An 18,855-nucleotide genomic window follows, 5' to 3' on the forward strand; every position below is an offset into this window, starting at 1 on the left:
GTTTCTTCGACTATAGATACTCTGTTGAATCCTCAAGTCGAAGGGGCCTCTACATCTACAGTCTCTAATGAAACGAATGTTATCGACACTGCCGCACCGGAAACTCCTGCTGCTCCTGCGCAATCTGCTGACGCGGCCTCACAAGCAACACTTCAAACTCCTGCGCAATCCAACGGACTCGTCGAAGTTCAGCTCCACTGCATGCAATCCTATACGGGTCCACTTTACGATACCCCGTCGGGGCACTTGGAAGGCGCGGCTTCTTCAAGTACGGAGCCTGCGCTGCTTCTCGGCGAACAGTCGTGGACAGTCTGTCACGACGCGCGAGGAAATGTGCATGAGTTCAAGATCACTTCCGACGAATATACCGCTCTTGGGGTGCGCGGCACGCCTAGAGAGTCCGTTATGGAGCTTCCTGAAGAAGCAGAGCGAGATACGTTTGCAACGACCACTACTGCCGAAACTCCACGCGCGGCGGCTGTTTCGACAGCGGATGCCTCAAGGGATGCGTCTACATCTACACCATCTGAGATGGAAACGAATCCTTCCCCGATAGAGTGACGAGCTTCTCCGATCCACACGCAGGCAGACAAACAAAGATATAAGAATGAGTTTGAGCCGAATTGGCCAAGCGCAAAGGCGACATAGGCGGCTCTTACCCTAGACACATCTCTAGAGACACCCCTTTAGACCGTCTCTATGCCTCCGGTCTAGGGAGGGGGAAGCGGAATACTCAATCCTCTCAGCGCATTGCTCGGTTTTCTCTCCGCAGCATTCCCCGCACGACCTCTCCCTTTGCTTCGCTTCTCGATCTTTATCAGATCGCCGCAGCGCGCCGCTGTCGCGCCGACCATAAAAATAGTACTGCCCCGTCGTGAACGGAGGAAAGTCCTTCGGCAAAAGCGCCCATTGGCATCCCGTCGTCGCAATGTACTGGATCGCATCCCACACCGACCGCAGGCAGGTCTTGCGCGGCCGACCGACCTTGCTTGGCTCCGGCATCAACAGTTCGATCAGCGCCCATTCCGCATCCGTGCAATAGCTTGCGTAGCGCAGCTTGCCTCTGTCATGCTGAACGCGGGTGATTTCGGTCCAGGTCATCTGATTCTCCGATGGCTTCGAACACCTCGAAGAATCACAACCTACTGAAATCACCCAACTTTAATTTCCGGTCAGCCTCTCAGGCCACGTCTCCTTCGACAGGCACTTCAGTGATGAAAACTGGGATCGAACTATTCGGGGCCAGAGGCGCATACGTTCGCGCTCTGGATGTGCGGAGGCGCTTGGCAACGAGACATTCAACTAAGGAATGCGCCCCTACCAGGACAAGGAGGCGACAACATGCTGCTGTGTGACGCAAATGCTTTGCGGCCTGTTAAAACGCGCATACCGATGGCGCTAATAGGGTGCGGTTCGATACGCACGTCGGGTTTGACGGCTAAACAGACATTTGGCCGCTGGTAATAAGCTTAGGGCGTGCGAATGAAGTATCCTTCACACTCAAGACAAGGAGCCGAGCATGACGCAACAGTCGACGTATGGACCGGGCCAGGAAGCCGAAGCCCTCAAGGAGGCAATTCGCGAGGTCGCGGAGGCCAAGAAAGCAACGCAGCCTACGGTTGTGAATGAGAAGCTGGAAAGAATCGCGCAGCTACTCGCCGCGGTCCAAGTATAGATCGCATGTACATTCACGCGGATTCGCCGCCAGGGCTGGGCAGAAGGGCTCAGCCCTGGCGCGTATTTCCAGGCGATTTATCGATGATGTTTTTATTGACGGTCTACTAGCTAGGCATCCATTTCGACCTTTTGCGAGGGAGCATGTCATTTGTTGCTACGGATATCCAGCTTGCTCGGCAACTCCCTCATATCCTGGCTGCGCGAACGCGGATCGAAAACCTTTGGGCTGCAGGCACCGACTACACGCGGAATCTCGTGCAGGATGCACGTTTGCATAACCGCATGCTGCATCTTGACCTAGACCTGACTGGCGAATGCGAACTCAAATGCTTTTATTGTGATCGCACTTCTGATCGATATAGCGATATGCCCGATCGCCTTGAACTACGCACTGCCGAACGCCTTGACTTAATCGCCCAGGCGCACGCGTTGGGCGCCACAACAGTAGAATTTCCAGGCGCAGGGGAGCCGATGGTCGATCCCGACTTTTGGCAAATCGTGGCGAGCGCGCATCAGCATGGCATGACGCCTGTCGTATTTACCAGCGGATACCATTTAGATGGCGAGGCCGTGGAGCGCCTATTTCAGCTAGGAGCAACGGTGTTCGTTAAACACAACTCCCACGATGCGGCTGTACAGGACAAAATGGTGGGGGTACAAGGATACGGTGCCAAGGCTAATGCTGCTCTGCAAAGGTTGCTCGAGCGCGGGTTCAACCGCTCAGTTCCCACGCGAGTAGCAATCGACGTTGTGGTGACGCCGCAGTTTAATGAAACTGGTGATTTTGCGGAAGTCTGTGCCCTTCATCGTTGGTGCCGGCTCAACAACGTTCACAACTATATCGTCCCATTGATTCCTGAGGGCCGCGCAGATCGATCTTCCGTGCTCATCGAGAGAGAGCGGGCCGATCGCATGATCAACGAGATACGAAAAATTGACGAAGAGGAATTCGGCCTCTCGTATCATCCCTGTCGACCAATGACTGGAGGATACCGCTGCCGTCAAGTCAACGTTGGGTTGTTCGTGAACCTCTTCGGAGAGGTCTACGATTGCAACGGATTAGGACGCTTTCTCGGTCACACAAAATGTGACGGCCTGAAAGCAATTTGGAACGCAACATTCGCGAGGCATATCCGTAAGCCGGAGCAGGACGGTTTCTGCCTCTTGAGGGAGCGGGTGTGGGATACCGTCGCCTCATCAGGCTTGGAACGTAAGCTGGAATTCTATAGACACTTTGAATCGAGTCACGGAGGAGATGAGGTGGTGAAGCGTGGCCTTGAGCGAGCGACAACTACCGAAGGCAGCGCGCCTCGCTCCGACGGTACGATCATTGGTTCGTCATGAGTGTCTCGCGCGAGCACCTGCCTGTCGTAGTCGATTCGACAGTGCCTTGGATTCGGGATCGTTGGACGGACGACATGAAGCAGGTCCGTAATGAACCTGCATTTGCGTTCATTAGTGTGCCTTTTGATTATGCCGTCAGCCACCGCCCGGGTTGTCGTTTTGGACCCGAAAAGATCCTGCATGCGCTCGACGCCACTAGCACTTATTGCGTCGATAAGCGAGTTTCGCTCTCTGACGCTACGTTTGTGAGGTGCAAACCTGTAGACGTCGTGCATTCGCTAGAACAGACCTACAGGAACATCCGAGCATCTGTTTCTGACGTGCCAAGACACGTTCGGCCGATTATTCTAGGTGGGGATCATTCCATCACCGACCCTGCAATCAGAGGCGTCCTGGATCGGTTGCGTGATGGCAAGCTCGGACTAGTCGTTCTAGATGCTCACTTCGATATGCGGCTTCCCACCCCGGGAAAAGAACATTCGGGCCACTGGATGAGAACCATTTCGGATGTCATCGATTACCACAAGGTTGTACAGCTTGGGATCAACGCTCCGATTTATTCGGAAGAGTACATGCGGTTGGCGGAAACAAACGGAACGCTTGTCCTGACACCTTACGATATCAGAAAAATTGGGTGGGAGACCGCTGTTCGCTACGCTCTCAAGCACGTCAGCGACGGAACGGATGGAGTGTATTTGTCGGTCGACATTGATGCTGTCGATCACGCTCATGCACCGGGAACAAGCGTGCCGAACCCTGGAGGATTTTTAGCTTACGAAGTACTCGATGCAGTATTTGAACTTGCTACCGGAGGGAATTTGCTTGCTCTCGACATTACGGAGGTAAGCCCGCCGCTGGATCGCGACGATATGACATCCAAGCTAGCGGCGCAGATCGCCCTTAGCTTTATGGCCGGTGTAATTCGAAGAGAGATAAACGCTCCGCGGAAGGCTATCGACTGAGATCGTTGATACCATGCCCGCACATCTCATTCTGGCTTCCTCGCGAGCTGCTGAATTCGCAGCTCGGCGATTTCCTACACGTCCGTTGACGATTATTCAGGACGCAACTGCCTTAGAGAGATTCCTGGCATCATGCCGAGCGTCTTCGCTCACTTTTTGCGGAACATGGCCGCAGCTTACCGTCGCCACGTCTAGATCTCTAGCTGAATGGGCGTGTCAAGATTCAATGCGAGGCTGCGGGCTGTACTTGGCATCTGATCATTGTGACTTGGATCGAAGTTACTCGATTGATGGCGACAGTTCAGTTTGTGAGGCATTCGATGGGGAGGTCGCTAGAGAGTATCGGAGAGATGGCACGGCGGAGTTTCGTATCGACGATCTTCTGGCACATCTAACTGACGACAAACGGCCAAGACCTGCAGGGATGGTTCTTACCGGTCACGGGGCGGAGCATTGTGTCCAACTCGGATCGAAATGGCTTAGCACGTTCGAAACATCGTTCTTAAACGCCCCTGTTATTCTGGCGCGCTTTCAACTGGCAGCAGCAGTGTTTCTGAATTGTTGTTCTTCCATGCGGCTTGGCGATTCCTGCGTCCCGCAACAATATTCACTAGCCAGAACGCTTTTCGCAGCTGGCTCCGCAGTGATCGGTAGCTTTAGAAATCTGCACATACTGCCACAATACGGTGAGACCTTTGCTCGGGCCTTGCTTGCAGGACAGCCGCTTGGCCAAATCGTGAACAATTTAAATATGCAGGCCGACAAATTGGAGCGTACAGGCTGCGCTTTCCAGCTTCTAGGAGACCCGTCTATTAATTATCCCGCCAACTTGAGTTCGCCTCAGGTTCCCGCTCCGAGTGTAGGCGTTACCAACACCGAGCGCGCCATTATTGCTGATCTCGTTGACGATATCGCCTGGCTTGAACGGTTCGCAGACACCCTTTTGCATTGGCTGCCTCAGAGCCGACTGGCGGCCTCCTATATGCGTTTACTCCGTTTGACGAGCCGCGCCGGATGCATTGACTACGCGACACGGATTGGAGCGCTTGCGGCGACCGAGCTGAGCACAGCTATTCAGGATCTGACTGAACGATCAAGCAAGATGCGCGCCGCGCTATTCGAGATTCTTACCAGTTCCATCAGGAAGGAAGGATGGATTCAGTTGCGATACGCCGCTCATTGTCGCAGGGGAGATGCAGTTCGAGCCGTTTGCAAACGCTGCGGCGGAGTAAGTTACGTTACCTGTTATCACCCGCTGGCGTCACAATTGCTGCCTGTCGAAAGGGAAGAGTGTGATCGATGTGGCACCACGATGGAACGCATCGGCCTAGAATGCCCATCCCACATTTCCCTCTCGAGCATAAGCGAAAACCCCTTCACGATCGCCCTGTCGGAATTACCGCAGTTTGCCGAAGGAGCGATCTTCTTCCACCGGATGCGGGATTTCGTGGCGCGGCCCTGGCCCCACAACGGGGGTATCGTATCAATCGCAACTGCACAGCTGAGCTTCCAGGGCCGCTTGACTTTGGTAGCTGCGGCTCTTGAGCGCCAGGTTGTTACGCTGCAGTATCACACGTTCTTCATCGATCCGAAGCTGGATCAGTAGAGCCGCATTCCCAGTGGTTGCGGAGGGAACATGGGCCGCGCAATTATATTCGTGGAGGCGAGCACGACGGGAGCGGGAGCATACGCCAGCCAACTCGCGCACGCCGAAGGCTTACATGTGATTCTGCTCACGCGCGAGCCGGCAAGGTATGGGCCGGAGGTGTCGACTTTTGTCGACAGCACCTTGGTCTGCGACACGAATAACCCATTTGAGGTTTTGAACACTGTGCGGCAACAGAGCCAATCTCTCAATGTGGCCGCCGTCACCACAACAGCGGATATGTACGTTCCTCAAGCAGCGCTTGCTGCTCGACTGTTGAACCTCCCAGGGCTCAGCTATGAGGCCGCGCTCTCCGCTCGGAACAAGCACCGCATGCGAATAGCTCTCGCAGAGCATGCACCCGAGCACAATTTGCCGTTCTTTCTCGCAGAAAGCCGAGACGACGCCATTTGGGGCGCAGCCCGGCTTGGCTTCCCGCTTGTGATAAAACCTCAGGAAGAAAATGATGGCTGCGGTGTGAGACTTATCAATAATCAACGTCAGCTTGAGGAATATCTGGCGATTGCGCTTTCATGGTCGCACAATGCTGCTGGCCAACTGATGCCCAGGGGCGCCCTACTTGAGGCATTTTGTTCGGGTACCGAGTTCAGCGTCGAAACGATCCAGTATCCTAGTGGACGCTGCCAAATAATAGGTGTTACCACTAAAGAGATGGTCGGTATCGAGCGGAATCACTTCATCGAGGCGGGGCATAGCTTTCCTTATCAGGGGCCGGAGGCAGCAGCGGCGATCGCAGCGACCCGGCGGGCGCTAGCCGCTTTAAAACTCGACCACGGCGCCGCGCACACTGAATGCCGAGTATGCGACAACGAGGTTCGCATAATAGAAATCAATCCCAGGCTCGCAGGTGGCAAGATCGGCAGCCATCTTATCGAGATGGCAACCGGCCGAAGTGCGGTACGCGCGGTTCTAGATGCGGCTTTAGGTAATAGTTCTCATTGGGCTCCTCTCCGAAACAGCGGCGCCGCTGTTCATTTTGTGTTTGCAGCTGTTTCGGGGATCTTTCGCGGCATAGAAAATGCTGATGAACTTCTCTGCATGCCGGGAATTACGAGGGTTTCTCCGGTGGCTAAACCAGGGGAATACGTACATCCACCGAGCAGTAACCGCGACTACGTTGCAGAAATTTTATCGATCGGCCGGACAGCGACTGAGGCTGAAGCACGCGTCAGAGCGGCATTCAAGCGCGCAAGGCTGCATATAGATTCGATCTAGTGCCATCGAGATGCAAGGCTACGCCCGGGGCGGGTCACGACGATCGCGACCAGTATGATGACATGGCCTGGATACAAACCAACTTCCCCACGCCCAAAAACAGCTCCTTCGAATTTCGATAGAACTCCATCTTCTCGCAACTGCTCGTGCAATCACTCGTCGCAATGAGAAAGGGCAAATAGCCGAGAGTTCCGTTCCGGTTTTCAGGCGGTCACGCTGCGAGGTCAGATGGCGCAATCACTTCGCGCTGCCACATATACCATGATCGATTTCAATGCTATCAATCCCGTCGAAAGGCATATTACTCAGGGCGCGAAACTCTGCCCCGACTCGCGAACTACAGCCAGCATAAACTAGTTTACGGCTGCCCGGCCGAAGAGGCTGTGTCGATCCTCGTGGATAAATAGAGCGACGCCCTCGGCTCAACCAAGCATTGGCCTTACCATGTACCGCGAACCGACGGAGCGCGCATGCCTAAAATCAGCATAGACCTCGAGAACTGCTACGGAATCAAACAGCTCAAAGCCGACTTCGACTTCAAAAAAGCCAGAGCGTTCGCGATTTACGCGCCCAATGGAGCAATGAAATCGTCGCTGGCAACAACTTTCCAGGACATTGCGGAAGGCCAGTCATCGAAAGACCGAATATTCCCCGCCCGGACCACAAAGCGGACCGTTACCATTGACGGCACAGCCCTTTCTGCGGACGCTGTCCTGGTTGTACGGCCCTATGACGAGGTTTTTGGGAATAACGAGAAGACCTCGACCTTGCTCATAAACGCAAAGCTTAAGCAAGAGTATATCAGCCTGCACGAGGACATCGAGGAATGCAAAAGCAATCTGATTAAAGCGCTCCAAGCCCAATCCGGATCGAAGCGAGACCTCGAAAGGGAAATCTCGCGGACATTCACGGCAAGCGAAGATCAGTTCGGAAAAGCTCTATTCCGCATTGAATCCGAGGTGCTAGAGCGGGTTCCAGTTGAGGTGAATCGGAACAGTCAAAGGGGATTCCCACGGGCACGCAAATCAGATTCGGTGTTGCCCGCGGCAACATGCGGGGCATGCGATGGCGAAGGGATACTCCAAGGACCTCAGGGTGCGTGCGGTTGAGCTTGTTGAGTCCGGCGAAAGCGCACGTGAGGCTGCGCGCATTCTCAATCTCGGCGCTTCGACTACGATCCGATGGATGGATCGTTGGAGGAAGACCGGAAACGTTGAGGCCAAGCCCGGCACCGGGCACAGCCGCTCGCCGTTGGAGCAGCACAAGCAGTGGCTGATCGAGCTGATCGCCGCGGAGCCGGACCTGACGCTCGAGGAGATCCGCGCGCGTCTGCGCTCTCAGAGAAAGCAAAAGGCCGGCATCGGTTCGATCTGGCGTTTCTTCGACCGTCACAGCATCACCTTCAAAAAAAACACTGCACGCCGCCGAGCAGGATCGACCTGACGTCGCTGCCGAGCGTGCCGCGCTGAAAGCCGAGCAGCCCAAGCTGCGTGCACCGCGCCTCATCTTTATCGACGAGACTGCGGTCACGACGAAGATGGTCCGGCACTATGGGCGCTCTCCTCGCGGTGAGCGCCTCGTCTCTGGCGTGCCCCATGGTCACTGGAAGACGCTGACGCTTGTCGCCGCGCTGCGCATCGATGGCCTCACGGCGCCCTATGTCATCGACGGTGCAATGGATGGGCCCTCGTTCCTGGCTTATGTCGAGCAAGTCCTGGCGCCGACCTTGCGCAAGGGCGACATCGTCTTCATGGACAACTTGCGCACTCACAAGATCGCCGGTGTCCGCGAGGCGATCGAGGCTGTCGGCGCCCGCGTGCGTTATCTGCCGGCCTACTCGCCCGACCTCAATCCAATCGAACAGGCCTTCTCCCGGTTGAAAGCTGCGCTGCGCAAAGGCGCCACCCGCACGGCCCAAGCCCTGCTCAAACTCATCGGCAAACTCGTCAAGTCGTTTGCGCCGCAGATGTGTGCCAACTACTTTAGGCATGCTGGATACACCAGATGATCCACATCATGTGGAAAATGCTCTAGCAAAAAGTTGTCGTAGATGAAGTGCGAGAAGACTAGAACGTTGATCGCTTCACCCTCCAAAGCTGTCGAGATCGTAGCAGGCCCACGCCCAAGCCGTTGTGCCGGGAACAACTTTGCTGCCGGCTGCTATCATTCCAGCAACCTTGCAGTCCGATAGTGTCGCCATGTATCCCTCTAGGATCGTTATTCCACCATCTTCTTTCTGGTAGGTAACCACGCCTAACGCGCCGGATAATCCCTGCTGGAGGGTAGTGTCGTGGCAGACATAGGAAGCGGAAGAGCCGGGCGTCGCAGTCGCGGCTTTGATCGCTGCCTCACCCATCTTCCGGCACTCGTCTATGCTTTGTGAGGGCTGAGCGGTGATGTTGATCGTGGCTAAAACGCTCAGTTGCGTCGAAGCGACTATAACGATGAGCGGCGACATGGCGACGGACCACCTTAATCATCACGGCGTAGTTGCTCTGAGCGCATCAGGCCATCGAAGACGGATGGGGTAGGCCATTGCGCGCACCTCTCTTGGTCGATGTCTTCGGTTCTGTTTGCCCGCACATATAGCCGCCATGCTGTGCAAGCCACATTGACGACGGATACCGCCGCGTCGGCGATGAGAATGGTATGGTTTCGAGCCGGGTTGATGCTCATGGGCGGTCCTCATGCGCAGCCTCGGAGATGATCTTGATCAACCAAAAAAGCGTGAGTGGATGTTTGTGTATCAGTTCTGCGGTCGTCAGCGCGAACTCGTCAGGGTTTCCGCGCTGGCGGATGGTCTCCCGAAGTGCGGCGAGCTTCTCGGGATCCGCAGAGCGAATTGCCGCCTCGAAAGCCGGAATGAATTTGAGCCTGTCCATCGCAGCATGCTCCTTATGACGAGAACTCCGGTTTGGAGGCGGCTTTGGTGACGGCCTAGCCGCCATAAGCTTCGCAATCGCGGCAAGTGCGACGCTCGTTTCCGCCTTCCCTTCGGACCCTTTCTTTGAGCGACGCTCTCGCGTTCTCCAAAACCTCTTCAGGGGTCATGGAAAGATCTCCGCAAAGCCCTGTCGCCGAAGACCTTGCGGTCTGCGGCTGCAAAAAGACGCGGGCGTCTGGAGGAACCACCCGCGCGGAGTTTGCTACGCCAAGCCTGGTCTGTCTGGGGTTGCGTGAAGATTGACAGCCAAGCCAACAAGCCTCTCAGCAACCCGCATGCCAGACGGTCACTATGCAGGAGTGAAGACAAACAGCGCGGAAATCGACAGAGCGCAATCTCTGAGGCCGACGCGACGGAAAAGCGTGCGGGCGGGGCTGCAGACGGATCGCCCGCACGAAGTTTCCGGTCGAGAAGCTTGGGCCTAAGGAGGTTCCAATCAATGAGCACCAAGCCATACCCGGCTGAGCAACCCGTGCGCCAGATGGAAAGAGAACGACGAGAGGGCAAAGCGTCCGTCTTTCGCATGCGCTAGTGTACTCCTCGCGCGCTTCCAGACATGCATGTCGTCAACTTGACGTAGCCGTACAGAAACAGACGTGCACCTAATGACGCCGAGGCTGTGACGTGATCGGATCAATCTCGTCATCGTGCACAACGATTAGCTCACCGGGCCTCACGTCGAGCTGTTGTAACAGCTCTTCTTCAATCGGACAGTTGACCATTGCGGCATTAGCATCGCTGTCTTCAATAGCCAGTTGCACGGCTTCGATCTGGTCAACGACCGCAACCGCGTAAGTTATATGCCGGTACTCTTCCTCGCCGTCTTTCTTGATGGCGACGGTCACTATCCAACCACCCATCTTGCTGCGCTCCGGGAACGCGAGGTCGGCTGGTGTCTGCACCTCATTGCATAAGCATTGCGACTACTATGATGGCGAGCGAGGCCAGCCCCATCAAAATGACGCACCGCCGCGCGGCACTGAACGGAGAGTGCGCACACCGCGTTTCGCAACCTGACATGGCGTTACAGTTCAGGCACCTATCGGCTCGTGTAGGTACCGACCCCGCGCGGCTCAGGGGCACGAGACCATTGATCTCACTCGATCCCGTAGCATTCCGGGAACCTCTTCCCTCTGTGCCGCACGTTGAGCTAGGCTTACAACCTCAAAGGGAGCGGCCGAAGTGACGAGGAAAAAGCGGGTCAGCGTTCAAGAGCGGCCCTCTGTGCTGTCGCGGCTCCGCCGCGTGGAGACGTGGCGTAGGGCGCGGCTCCAACGGCTGCTAGCTGATCCTGCCCGGCTGCATGAACAAGCCATCCGTGCAGGCCACCTGTATCTCGAAGTCAGCACCCGCCGCATGGCAGCCGAGCGCGGGATCATCTAACCATCGGTGGGATTGCTATGACCGTTCTGGAGGATGTGAGCGATCTCATCAAGCGTCGCGCGCCGGCCGCGATCTGCGATGACTGCATTGCGGCCGAACTCAAGCTGTCCGTCCGCCAACATGCCAATCACAAGACCAATGAACTGGCGCGGGTCGCCGGGTTTGACCGACGCATTGGCTTTTGTCTCCGATGCAAAAAAACAAAAAAGGTTATCCGATCTACGCTCCTGTGAGGGCACTTGCGCATGAAGGTTTCCGTTGATCGCGACAGACGCCGCGCCCATAATGCCGCAATGCTGGATTGTGCAGGATTGGACCAGAGGTCATTTATGTTCTCACAAATGAAGCAATGCCGGGGCTGATCAAGATAGGCATCACGAATGGTGACATTGCGGAGAGGATTAAGCAGCTAGATAATACGTCCATTCCGCTTCCTTTCGAGTGCTTCTATGCAGCGGAAGTCGCGGACGCAGCAAAGCCGAGAAGGCGATACACCCCGCCTTTGGTGATCACCGGGTCCGGCCAAGCCGCGAATTTTTCAAGCTATCGCCTGATCGTCCCAAAGCCATCATTGAGCTGTTGTGCCTCAAGGTTGTTACGCCTGGCACCGAACTCTTCACCGAGCCGGGAGATAAGGAAGCGCTGGGCGAGGCCAAGAAACGGAGAGCCAATTTTAGCTTCGCAACGGTCGGGCTAGCACCGGGGACAATTCTCCAGTCGGTATTTGATGAAAACATAACGTGCACAGTCAAAGGCGAGCGGTGGGTGGAGTTCAGAGGACAAGAGCAAAGCTTGTCTAGTTCGGCTCTCCAGATTGCGCATGAAAAGGGCTTTGGCTGGACTGCCATTGCTGGGCCGGACTATTGGAAATATGACGGGAAGACGCTCTCGGAGTTGAGAGAAGATAAGCAGAGCGAAGAGTAGCGGCGCTCATCGGATCGACGGCAGCGTGGCGCGACTGCAACAAGGAAGCCCTGGGGAAACGCTTAGCTCATGAGGGCTTCGAGCCGCTTCGCGGCCTCGCGAATGAAATAGTCTCTGACTTCAGCGTCGGGGACAAATTTGTCGGCCCGTATGCGGACCTCATCCATCAACCATCGGGGGTCGAGCCGCATGATGAACACCCTGCTGGCACAGCTGCCCTTATCGCGCCGACAGCCTCTTTCTTCACAGATCTGGCCACCACCTTATGCCAAAGCGGCTCCGATGATCATTCCGGCTTATGAATGGACCGGAGTGAAGGCTCAGCACACCAGCGCTGAGCCCTGGTCACCGCCGCTAGTTTAGTCTTCACACCCCCCTTGGTATTAAATGCAATGAGACGACCGGCGGCACGTTTGTCGGTCAAGCCGGCTACCGCTGCCACTATTTTGGAGAATTGACATGGCTAGAGTTCGGACCGTTACTGCGGTATCAGCAAACCTGATTCAGTTGCCCGGTCCACTCAAGGAACAACTTGTCGTCGTTGCCCTGGGCGATGTCCCGACCACTGGATGGTCTCACATTCGATTATCTCCTCGAGATTATATCGCTCCTCCCGCAGACGGCATCTGGGATTTCGACTTCATTGGTGATGAGCCGACAGAAGCCGTTGGACAAGTCATCCTGCCTGTTGCCGCTGAAATTATCGTTCCCTATCCAGCTTGGTGCATGGGTGTTCGTGTTCATTCTGCCAGCAACAATATCACAGCTAACGTTGCGCCCGTCGCAGCGACGCTGCTTGCGTCCGCAGCAAACGCACAGGCTGCCCGCGATCTCGTGCCCGCGATCCATCGACAAATTATCGCAAGTTTCGACGATAGCTTTCAGCCGACGGGACGCACAAAGTTTGATCCATGGCCACACCTCGAAATGAAAAAACTCCACCACGAGCTTGAGTTCGTGGTGGAGGGACCGGATGAGCAAAAGATAAAAGATTGCGTAGCTCGGGCAGCGGCCGCGGGACTAATTGCCGCCATCATTGCGGCTTTTGCTACCTGCGGAGCCGCCGTGCCAGCTGCAATTTCTGCTTTCCTAGCGGCTTTGCAGAACTGCCTGGGCAACGACTTCACAGTGAGGATCGATAACCACTCGCATTGGGAATACTGGTGGACGTAATCTGTGCAGTTCAAACTCCCTTCTTCGCGAACCACTGAGACGAACGCGAGCGAGCGCCAATTAAGTCCGCGATCATGTCGCCTACGGGATCGAACTGCGACGTAGGCGGCTCACCAACGCTTGCTCTTCTGCCGTACGCGTCGCTTGTGTGTAAGAAATGAGGTTTCACATGCTTCCAATCTCAACAGTGCATGACAAAGAATGCGTTCGCTGTGGTTCTGGATTAGTCACCCTCGAGTGGCACGAGCGCGTCTCCGCGAATGAAGCTCAAGATCTTTGGCGCTGCTGGAACTGCAAACACCAGTTTGTCTCCGTCGCCACTTCAGATGAGAGGGAGCTCTCAGCGGAAGAGATTACAAGACCATTCTTTACGAGCCTGCTCGTCTGACCAATGACGCCGGAGCAGCTCGACCTTATCAGGACGTCATTTGACGCGATGTGGCCGATCCGCCGCGACCTCGCTGACCTGTGCTACAACAGATTCGTCGAACTAGCTCCTGATGCAAGACAAATGTTCGGCGACGATACTGAGAAGCAGCGGATGAAGGTGCTGGATATGATCACGGCGCTGGTCGCCTCGCTCGACGAAAGACCGATGTTCCAATCGCTGATCGCGATTTCCGGTCACAAGCACGCCAGACTTGGCGTTCAGCCATCGCACTTTGTTGCAATGGGCGAGGCGTTGATGTGGAGCTTTGAGTGCAAATTCGGCGCTTCTTTCACCCCTGAGCTGAGAGAGTCCTGGCAAACACTTTACGCCACCGCCCAGAACGAGATGCTGCGCGCGACTGGCCGGCATCGTTCGTTTTGACAATGGCGGGCGAGAGGCCTAGTTCGTGACGTCGGACACCCATAGGACGTAGGTCAGCGCACAACGCTCAGCACCACGCTGACCTGTGGAGTGGGCAGTTCGACACCGTTCGGACAAGCCCTTCCTCGATCCGCCGTCGAATTTGGCATGTGAATGGGGTTCGCGGTGGCTGATCGGCGAGACGGCGAGTGAACGGTGTCGGCCGGGCCGGCCGACGCCCCGAGGGCAGAATCCGCCCCCGCTCGGAGAGCCTGACACTGCTAAAGGTGTTTCTGAGCTATCCAATCATGCGCATCCTCTCGTCTACCACGGAAAGGCGCGCCGTGGGTGCCACCGGTGCTCGTGCTCTTGAGCCGACATTCCGCGATCCGCTGAATTGCAAAGTCTCCAACGCGTGCATCGACCAGTGCTAAGCGATAAGACGTTAAGTGTTGAGATCCGCAGCTACTTGCCGATCGAATATTCGATCTCGACTTGCGACTCATTTACCCCTGCTTTGGGATCGGCGTGGCCAGTGGTTCGCGCAATTCCCCGGATATTAGCCAGCGTTCCCGTGCCGCCCGTGATATACGAGACAGTCGTGTTGCTAAGTTTTCCCGGCCCCGCACTATGAGCGAGCACAGTACCGCGGGTGAAGAACTTGTCGCCGTTCTCGAACCATAGACATTGTATATGCTGGCGGGACCATTATTGTCGACGTAGTCGGAAACGCCCCGCGTCCACGTTTCCTTGATCTTCAAACCATTGACGACGGGAGGGTTAGTCGAAAAAGTGCGATAAATTTCAAATGATCGCACCTGATGGCCCGCGACATCGCCGACGTCGAGAAACTGCTGTTGTGTGTATTTGGCATTTTCCGCGCCCGCTTTGTAGGATACGCGCTGCGTCTGTTGGGCGAACGCATCGTCCATCGGGACGGCAACAGCGAGGCACAGCAGAGCTGCTGTAGATAGAATGGTAGCGCGTCGTTTCATGGCAACCTCCTGATCTGGCAACTGAACGCCCCTTTGATGTTCTAGCCCTGATTGCCGCACTGCTTCGGGGCAACGAAAAGCGCAGAGTCCTCGAGCGCGTGTCCGAGCTTCATGCCGCCATAAGAACCGATAGAGCACGTCGGCACGGCGACTAGCTTCAGCCCTCGCGTAAGAGCCTTCCTAAGTAAAAGGGATCGCGAGCACCGCAAACTTAGTCCACCTCAAGTATCATTTCGACTTCGACCGCGGCAAGGCGCGGAAGCGCCGCCACGCCCAGCGAGGAGCGGGCATGTTTCCCAATTAACTCCCCGAACACCTCGACCATCAGGTCGGAATATCCATTGACCACCTTAGCTTGGTCACCGAAGTCATCGGCCGAGTTCACCATGCCGACCACCTTGACTACGCGTTTCACCCGATCGAGGCTACCGAGCGCCGCTCGCACCTTTGCCAACATGATCAAGCCGGCCTGCCGTGCAGCTTCGTAGCCTTGTTCGACGGTCAGATCCCGTCCGAGCTTACCCTTCAAACCGCCTGAAACGTTGCCCGCCATGAACAAGAGATTTCCGACTTGTACCGCGTTGACGTAACTGCCGACCGGAGCGGCCTCAACCGGCAGCGTGATGCTCTTCTCTCTCAAGCGCGCCTCCGCACTCGGCGAATTCTCTGCCTGCGCGCCGTCAAATGCAGAAGCTAGGATCACCAAACAAACGGCGATCAATCCGGCGAATTTCCTCATCGAGGGGCTCCCGCACTTACGTGGCCGTCATTGAATCGAAGCTTCTGGCTCATTTTCACCAAGGGTAGTGTGGGGGATTAATTTGCGCGGGTCTCCTCCCAATTGGGGTAGGGGTAGCAGTTCGGAATTCTCTCCCGTTCGCTTTATCTTGTTCTGCTGCTCAATGGCACTCCCGGTTCACAGCCTTCCGCGACGCTTTCCGTCAGAGCCTCCGACGCTGTACAGAACTAGAAACTGAAACAGCACAGCGCGCTGAGTGTCACGCCGAGACTGACTGGTGTGCCCAACCGATCCAACTGTTTGTCCATTCGCCCTCGCTGCCAGCCGCTGCGTTATTCACATACGCTCCCGTGAAATCGCTTTCCTTCCTCCGGGCCAATTCCAACACGACCGTCTACGAGCTAGCTCGTCGCCGTCCTCTGAGGCTCACCGCCTCATCGGAGCCAGCGTGGTCGCGCTGAAAGCCGCCGAGGGGGCTCCATCGATCATGACCTTTAAGTAGATACAATAGTTGGGCAACTGCAGCAGATCGGTTTCATCAAATCGGCCTTGAAATTCCCGCGCCAGGTATGTCGCATCCTCTGAACCAACCCTAAACGAAATGACCGTACCGGCGTTCCCGAGAACGGCATGACGAACATCTGGTTCAAGCTGATGAAGATATTGGTGGGCCACGGTGAAGCCGACGCGATACTTTCGGAGTTCCGAAAACATATTCGCCATGGCGAGCGTCGTAAAGTTTTGAAATTCGTCAACGTAGACGAAAAAGGGGCGCCGTTCATACTCGCGCAGGTCCGCGCGACTAAACGCAGCAAGCCCGAGCGTCGTGACGAGCAATCCGCCCAGGAGCGACGAGCTGTCCTCACCGATTTGCCCTTTGGCCAGGTTCACCAGCAGTACTTTGCGCTCATCCATGATTTGCCGCACGTGGAGATCATGCTGGGGAGCAGTTAGAAGTCTGTTGAGTATCGGATCTGAAAGGAAGGCGCCAACTTTGTTCTGGATCGGCGCTGTGCTGTCGGCACGATAGCCAAACGAGAATCGCTCAAACTCTTTTATGAAGAACGTCCTGACCGTCTCATTCTTCAAGTGTCGCGCAATCTCGGCGCGGAACTTTCGGTCCGACAGGATACGCAGCACGTCGTGCATCGTGGCGTGCGGTTGCTCCAGCAGCGCCATCAGCACATTTCGCAAAATGTGCTCCATGCGAACGCCCCATGCATCCGGCCACATTTTCTTGAATACCTCGATGAAGCCAGAAGCGGCGAGCGCGATCCGATCCTCACGGACATGCCGCAGGGGATTGTAGCCATACGGCTGGGATGGATCGCATGCGTTTAAGTAGACCACGTCTGACGCACGTCTTGTCGGAACTTGAACCGCGACGCGCTCCACCAAATCGCCGTGGGGGTCGATAAGAGCAAGTCCACATCCGTGCTCAATGTCCTGGAGCGCCATCGTCTCGATTAAAGTCGACTTTCCGGTACCCGTTTTGCCGATGATGTAGATGTGTGAGAAGCGGTCTTCGTCCTTGATTCCAAAGGCGCAATTGTCGTTGCGGTGATCGGTGCGAGCGAAGCGTGTTACTCCGGGTGACATGCCCCATCTTCCTGCACTATGCGCACTGACAGAGAGGGTGTAACGCCTTCCCCAGATCACGTCGGCCTCGTGACCCAGGAGCACGATTTCGCCTCTCCACTCAATTGGCGTCAGCCGCGACAATCGTTGCAGATTTGATCTTTCACGTTCCGCCCTGCGATCCGGGACCTCATGCCTGTCCGGGTTTCGGTGGGGAGGCGGAGGCATCGCGACGAGCGTCCATACGATCGATTGAGGATTTCTTCTAATTTCGCTCAGTAGTGGACGCTCGCTCCGCCTCGCGAACGAGCACCCGAATGGGTCGGGTGCTCGTAGCGAGGAGGACACGATGTCCAACATTGCTCTTTCCCAGAATGCGCTAAAGCTGATGAGGCTTTGCGATGTCGAAGGCTACGAGAGCCTCGACGATCTTCTGTTAGCCGTCGCACTTAAGGACTCGGTGCGTCCGGCCATCTGCATGACGGAAGGATGTGACCACATTGCAACAATGGAGCCTGATCAGGACCAGGGTTTTTGCGAAGCCTGCGGCGGCAACACGGTCGTATCAGTGCTTGTGCTCGCCGGATTCATCTAGGAGGTGGCTATGCAGCTCAGAAACGTTCATCACTATGCGGAGGAGAGCGATGATGAATAAGATCGCTGTTCTCAACGATGAGTTCCGCCGCACATTCCGCGGAGGACGAATCATGCTCACGTGCGGCGTTGCTGCCCTTCCCGATATGGTGACTGCGAAGGCCCTTCAGTTGGTTGCTGCCTATGCTCAATTCACGGAGGACAACGATCCGTACGGAGAGCACGACTTCGGCAGCTTCGACTTGGTCAATCGCACGTTCTTTTGGAAGATCGACTACTTCGATGAACGTTGTGAGTTCGGATCAGAAGATCCGAGTGATCCTAACCGGACGACGCGCGTGCTGACGCTCATGCTCGCAACCGAGTACTGACAAAACAAGAAGTAGCAGCCTCCCATCTAGACGCAGCGCATTGATGCTCCAGCAGGAGGAGAACCGTTGTTGGAGCATCGGGTGACCTGGCGGACCCTTGGCGGGCTAGGCGTCCGATCAGCGCGGACTTTCCTTGGACCTCGCGTCCACACCCTCGCCATAGCGAGGGTTTTTTTCTCGCGCACGAGCGATATCTGAATATCAGATCATTGACGATTTACGTGCAGCCGGAGCTACCTGGCCCTTTTCCGCAGCTTTTATGATAGTATCAACCCAAAAGAGCAGAGCACCGAACAGGCCACGTTGATTTGGTCCGGTCCGCGAACTCCCATAAGGGCCCGCAGCTCCATCGCTGCATCAGAGGCCGGACAGATGGCAGCATCCGACCACGTGCCAATCTTCTTCAAAAACCGCTTGCATCTGGCGGGGCGTTCTCAGATGAGCACGCGCCTTAGTGCAGTGGAGAGTGTGCGGACCGCGATCGATTGTCGCATACATCG

19 protein-coding genes and 3 pseudogenes are annotated in these 18,855 nt (G+C 56.0%); 14 read left to right on the plus strand and 8 right to left on the minus strand.

Annotated elements, in window-relative coordinates; genetic code table 11:
• Positions 1-828: 828 nt before the first annotated feature.
• Positions 829-1,101 (minus strand): annotated as a pseudogene (locus J2R80_RS02865) (transposase); the annotation flags it as partial.
• Between the two features lie 418 nt (positions 1,102-1,519).
• On the opposite strand from J2R80_RS02865, the gene J2R80_RS02870 reads away from it, so the two are divergent.
• The 7 genes from J2R80_RS02870 (at position 1,520) to J2R80_RS02900 (ending at position 8,872) form a co-directional block, all read left to right on the plus strand.
• The gene (locus J2R80_RS02870; RefSeq protein ID WP_253637933.1) at positions 1,520-1,675 is read left to right on the plus strand and encodes a hypothetical protein; all 156 of its coding nucleotides are present in this window, start codon (positions 1,520-1,522) and stop codon (positions 1,673-1,675) included.
• Between the two features lie 143 nt (positions 1,676-1,818).
• Positions 1,819-3,021, plus strand: a complete 1,203-nt coding sequence (locus J2R80_RS02875; protein WP_253637934.1) for a radical SAM protein — start codon at positions 1,819-1,821, stop codon at positions 3,019-3,021.
• 74 nt (positions 3,022-3,095) lie between these two features.
• The gene (locus tag J2R80_RS02880) at positions 3,096-3,983 is read left to right on the plus strand and encodes an agmatinase family protein (RefSeq protein ID WP_253637935.1); all 888 of its coding nucleotides are present in this window, start codon (positions 3,096-3,098) and stop codon (positions 3,981-3,983) included.
• A gap of 268 nt (positions 3,984-4,251) precedes the next feature.
• Complete coding sequence (locus J2R80_RS02885; RefSeq protein WP_253637936.1) at positions 4,252-5,589, plus strand: hypothetical protein; 1,338 nt, start codon at positions 4,252-4,254, stop codon at positions 5,587-5,589.
• Positions 5,590-5,619: 30 nt separating this feature from the next.
• A complete protein-coding gene (locus tag J2R80_RS02890; protein ID WP_253637937.1) occupies positions 5,620-6,864 on the plus strand; it encodes an ATP-grasp domain-containing protein in 1,245 nt (414 codons plus the stop codon).
• A gap of 470 nt (positions 6,865-7,334) precedes the next feature.
• Positions 7,335-7,973 (plus strand): hypothetical protein, encoded by a 639-nt coding sequence (locus J2R80_RS02895; protein WP_253637938.1) that lies wholly within the window; start codon positions 7,335-7,337, stop codon positions 7,971-7,973.
• Positions 7,930-8,872 (plus strand): IS630 family transposase gene (locus J2R80_RS02900; protein WP_253637939.1). Its coding sequence is split into 2 segments (ribosomal slippage): positions 7,930-8,268 and positions 8,270-8,872, totalling 942 coding nucleotides; the frame shifts between segments, so codons are not numbered across the junction. The genes J2R80_RS02895 and J2R80_RS02900 overlap by 44 nt, the downstream gene beginning before the upstream one ends.
• Positions 8,873-8,947: 75 nt before the next feature.
• Here J2R80_RS02900 and J2R80_RS02905 read toward each other — a convergent pair.
• The 4 genes from J2R80_RS02905 to J2R80_RS02920 all read right to left on the minus strand — a co-directional run bounded on the left by J2R80_RS02905 (position 8,948) and on the right by J2R80_RS02920 (position 11,475).
• On the minus strand, positions 8,948-9,322 hold the full coding sequence (locus J2R80_RS02905; RefSeq protein ID WP_253637940.1) for a hypothetical protein: 375 nt from the start codon (positions 9,320-9,322) through the stop codon (positions 8,948-8,950).
• Between the two features lie 214 nt (positions 9,323-9,536).
• The gene (locus J2R80_RS02910; RefSeq protein ID WP_253637941.1) at positions 9,537-9,746 is read right to left on the minus strand and encodes a hypothetical protein; all 210 of its coding nucleotides are present in this window, start codon (positions 9,744-9,746) and stop codon (positions 9,537-9,539) included.
• A 664-nt stretch (positions 9,747-10,410) separates the two neighbouring features.
• Positions 10,411-10,653: a hypothetical protein gene (locus J2R80_RS02915; protein ID WP_253637942.1), complete on the minus strand. Its 243-nt coding sequence runs from the start codon at positions 10,651-10,653 to the stop codon at positions 10,411-10,413.
• 534 nt (positions 10,654-11,187) lie between these two features.
• The gene (locus tag J2R80_RS02920) at positions 11,188-11,475 is read right to left on the minus strand and encodes a hypothetical protein (RefSeq protein ID WP_253637943.1); all 288 of its coding nucleotides are present in this window, start codon (positions 11,473-11,475) and stop codon (positions 11,188-11,190) included.
• A gap of 17 nt (positions 11,476-11,492) precedes the next feature.
• On the opposite strand from J2R80_RS02920, the pseudogene J2R80_RS43630 reads away from it, so the two are divergent.
• From J2R80_RS43630 to J2R80_RS02935, 5 genes and pseudogenes are all read left to right on the plus strand, one after another.
• Positions 11,493-11,645, plus strand: a pseudogene (locus J2R80_RS43630) (GIY-YIG nuclease family protein); the annotation flags it as partial.
• Positions 11,633-11,755: pseudogene (locus J2R80_RS43635) on the plus strand (GIY-YIG nuclease family protein); the annotation flags it as partial. The pseudogenes J2R80_RS43630 and J2R80_RS43635, both read left to right, overlap by 13 nt.
• A gap of 15 nt (positions 11,756-11,770) precedes the next feature.
• Positions 11,771-12,115 (plus strand): hypothetical protein, encoded by a 345-nt coding sequence (locus J2R80_RS02925; protein WP_253637944.1) that lies wholly within the window; start codon positions 11,771-11,773, stop codon positions 12,113-12,115.
• A gap of 459 nt (positions 12,116-12,574) precedes the next feature.
• Positions 12,575-13,288: a hypothetical protein gene (locus J2R80_RS02930; RefSeq protein WP_253637945.1), complete on the plus strand. Its 714-nt coding sequence runs from the start codon at positions 12,575-12,577 to the stop codon at positions 13,286-13,288.
• A 391-nt stretch (positions 13,289-13,679) separates the two neighbouring features.
• Positions 13,680-14,099, plus strand: coding sequence for a globin domain-containing protein (locus J2R80_RS02935; protein WP_253637946.1), 420 nt, complete (start codon positions 13,680-13,682; stop codon positions 14,097-14,099).
• Between the two features lie 485 nt (positions 14,100-14,584).
• Here the strand turns inward: J2R80_RS02935 and J2R80_RS02940 are convergent, their stop codons facing one another.
• The 3 genes from J2R80_RS02940 to J2R80_RS02950 all read right to left on the minus strand — a co-directional run bounded on the left by J2R80_RS02940 (position 14,585) and on the right by J2R80_RS02950 (position 17,411).
• The gene (locus tag J2R80_RS02940) at positions 14,585-15,073 is read right to left on the minus strand and encodes a hypothetical protein (protein WP_253637947.1); all 489 of its coding nucleotides are present in this window, start codon (positions 15,071-15,073) and stop codon (positions 14,585-14,587) included.
• A 211-nt stretch (positions 15,074-15,284) separates the two neighbouring features.
• The gene (locus J2R80_RS02945) at positions 15,285-15,812 is read right to left on the minus strand and encodes a RidA family protein (RefSeq protein WP_253637948.1); all 528 of its coding nucleotides are present in this window, start codon (positions 15,810-15,812) and stop codon (positions 15,285-15,287) included.
• A 426-nt stretch (positions 15,813-16,238) separates the two neighbouring features.
• Complete coding sequence (locus J2R80_RS02950) at positions 16,239-17,411, minus strand: type IV secretory system conjugative DNA transfer family protein (protein ID WP_253637949.1); 1,173 nt, start codon at positions 17,409-17,411, stop codon at positions 16,239-16,241.
• Positions 17,412-17,739: 328 nt separating this feature from the next.
• On the opposite strand from J2R80_RS02950, the gene J2R80_RS02955 reads away from it, so the two are divergent.
• The gene (locus J2R80_RS02955; protein WP_253637950.1) at positions 17,740-17,985 is read left to right on the plus strand and encodes a hypothetical protein; all 246 of its coding nucleotides are present in this window, start codon (positions 17,740-17,742) and stop codon (positions 17,983-17,985) included.
• A 52-nt stretch (positions 17,986-18,037) separates the two neighbouring features.
• Positions 18,038-18,355, plus strand: a complete 318-nt coding sequence (locus tag J2R80_RS02960) for a DUF3768 domain-containing protein (protein WP_253637951.1) — start codon at positions 18,038-18,040, stop codon at positions 18,353-18,355.
• Positions 18,356-18,855 lie beyond the last annotated feature (500 nt).

Origin of the sequence: Bradyrhizobium sp. USDA 4541 (assembly GCF_024171085.1) — a bacterium.
GTDB lineage: Bacteria > Pseudomonadota > Alphaproteobacteria > Rhizobiales > Xanthobacteraceae > Bradyrhizobium > Bradyrhizobium australafricanum.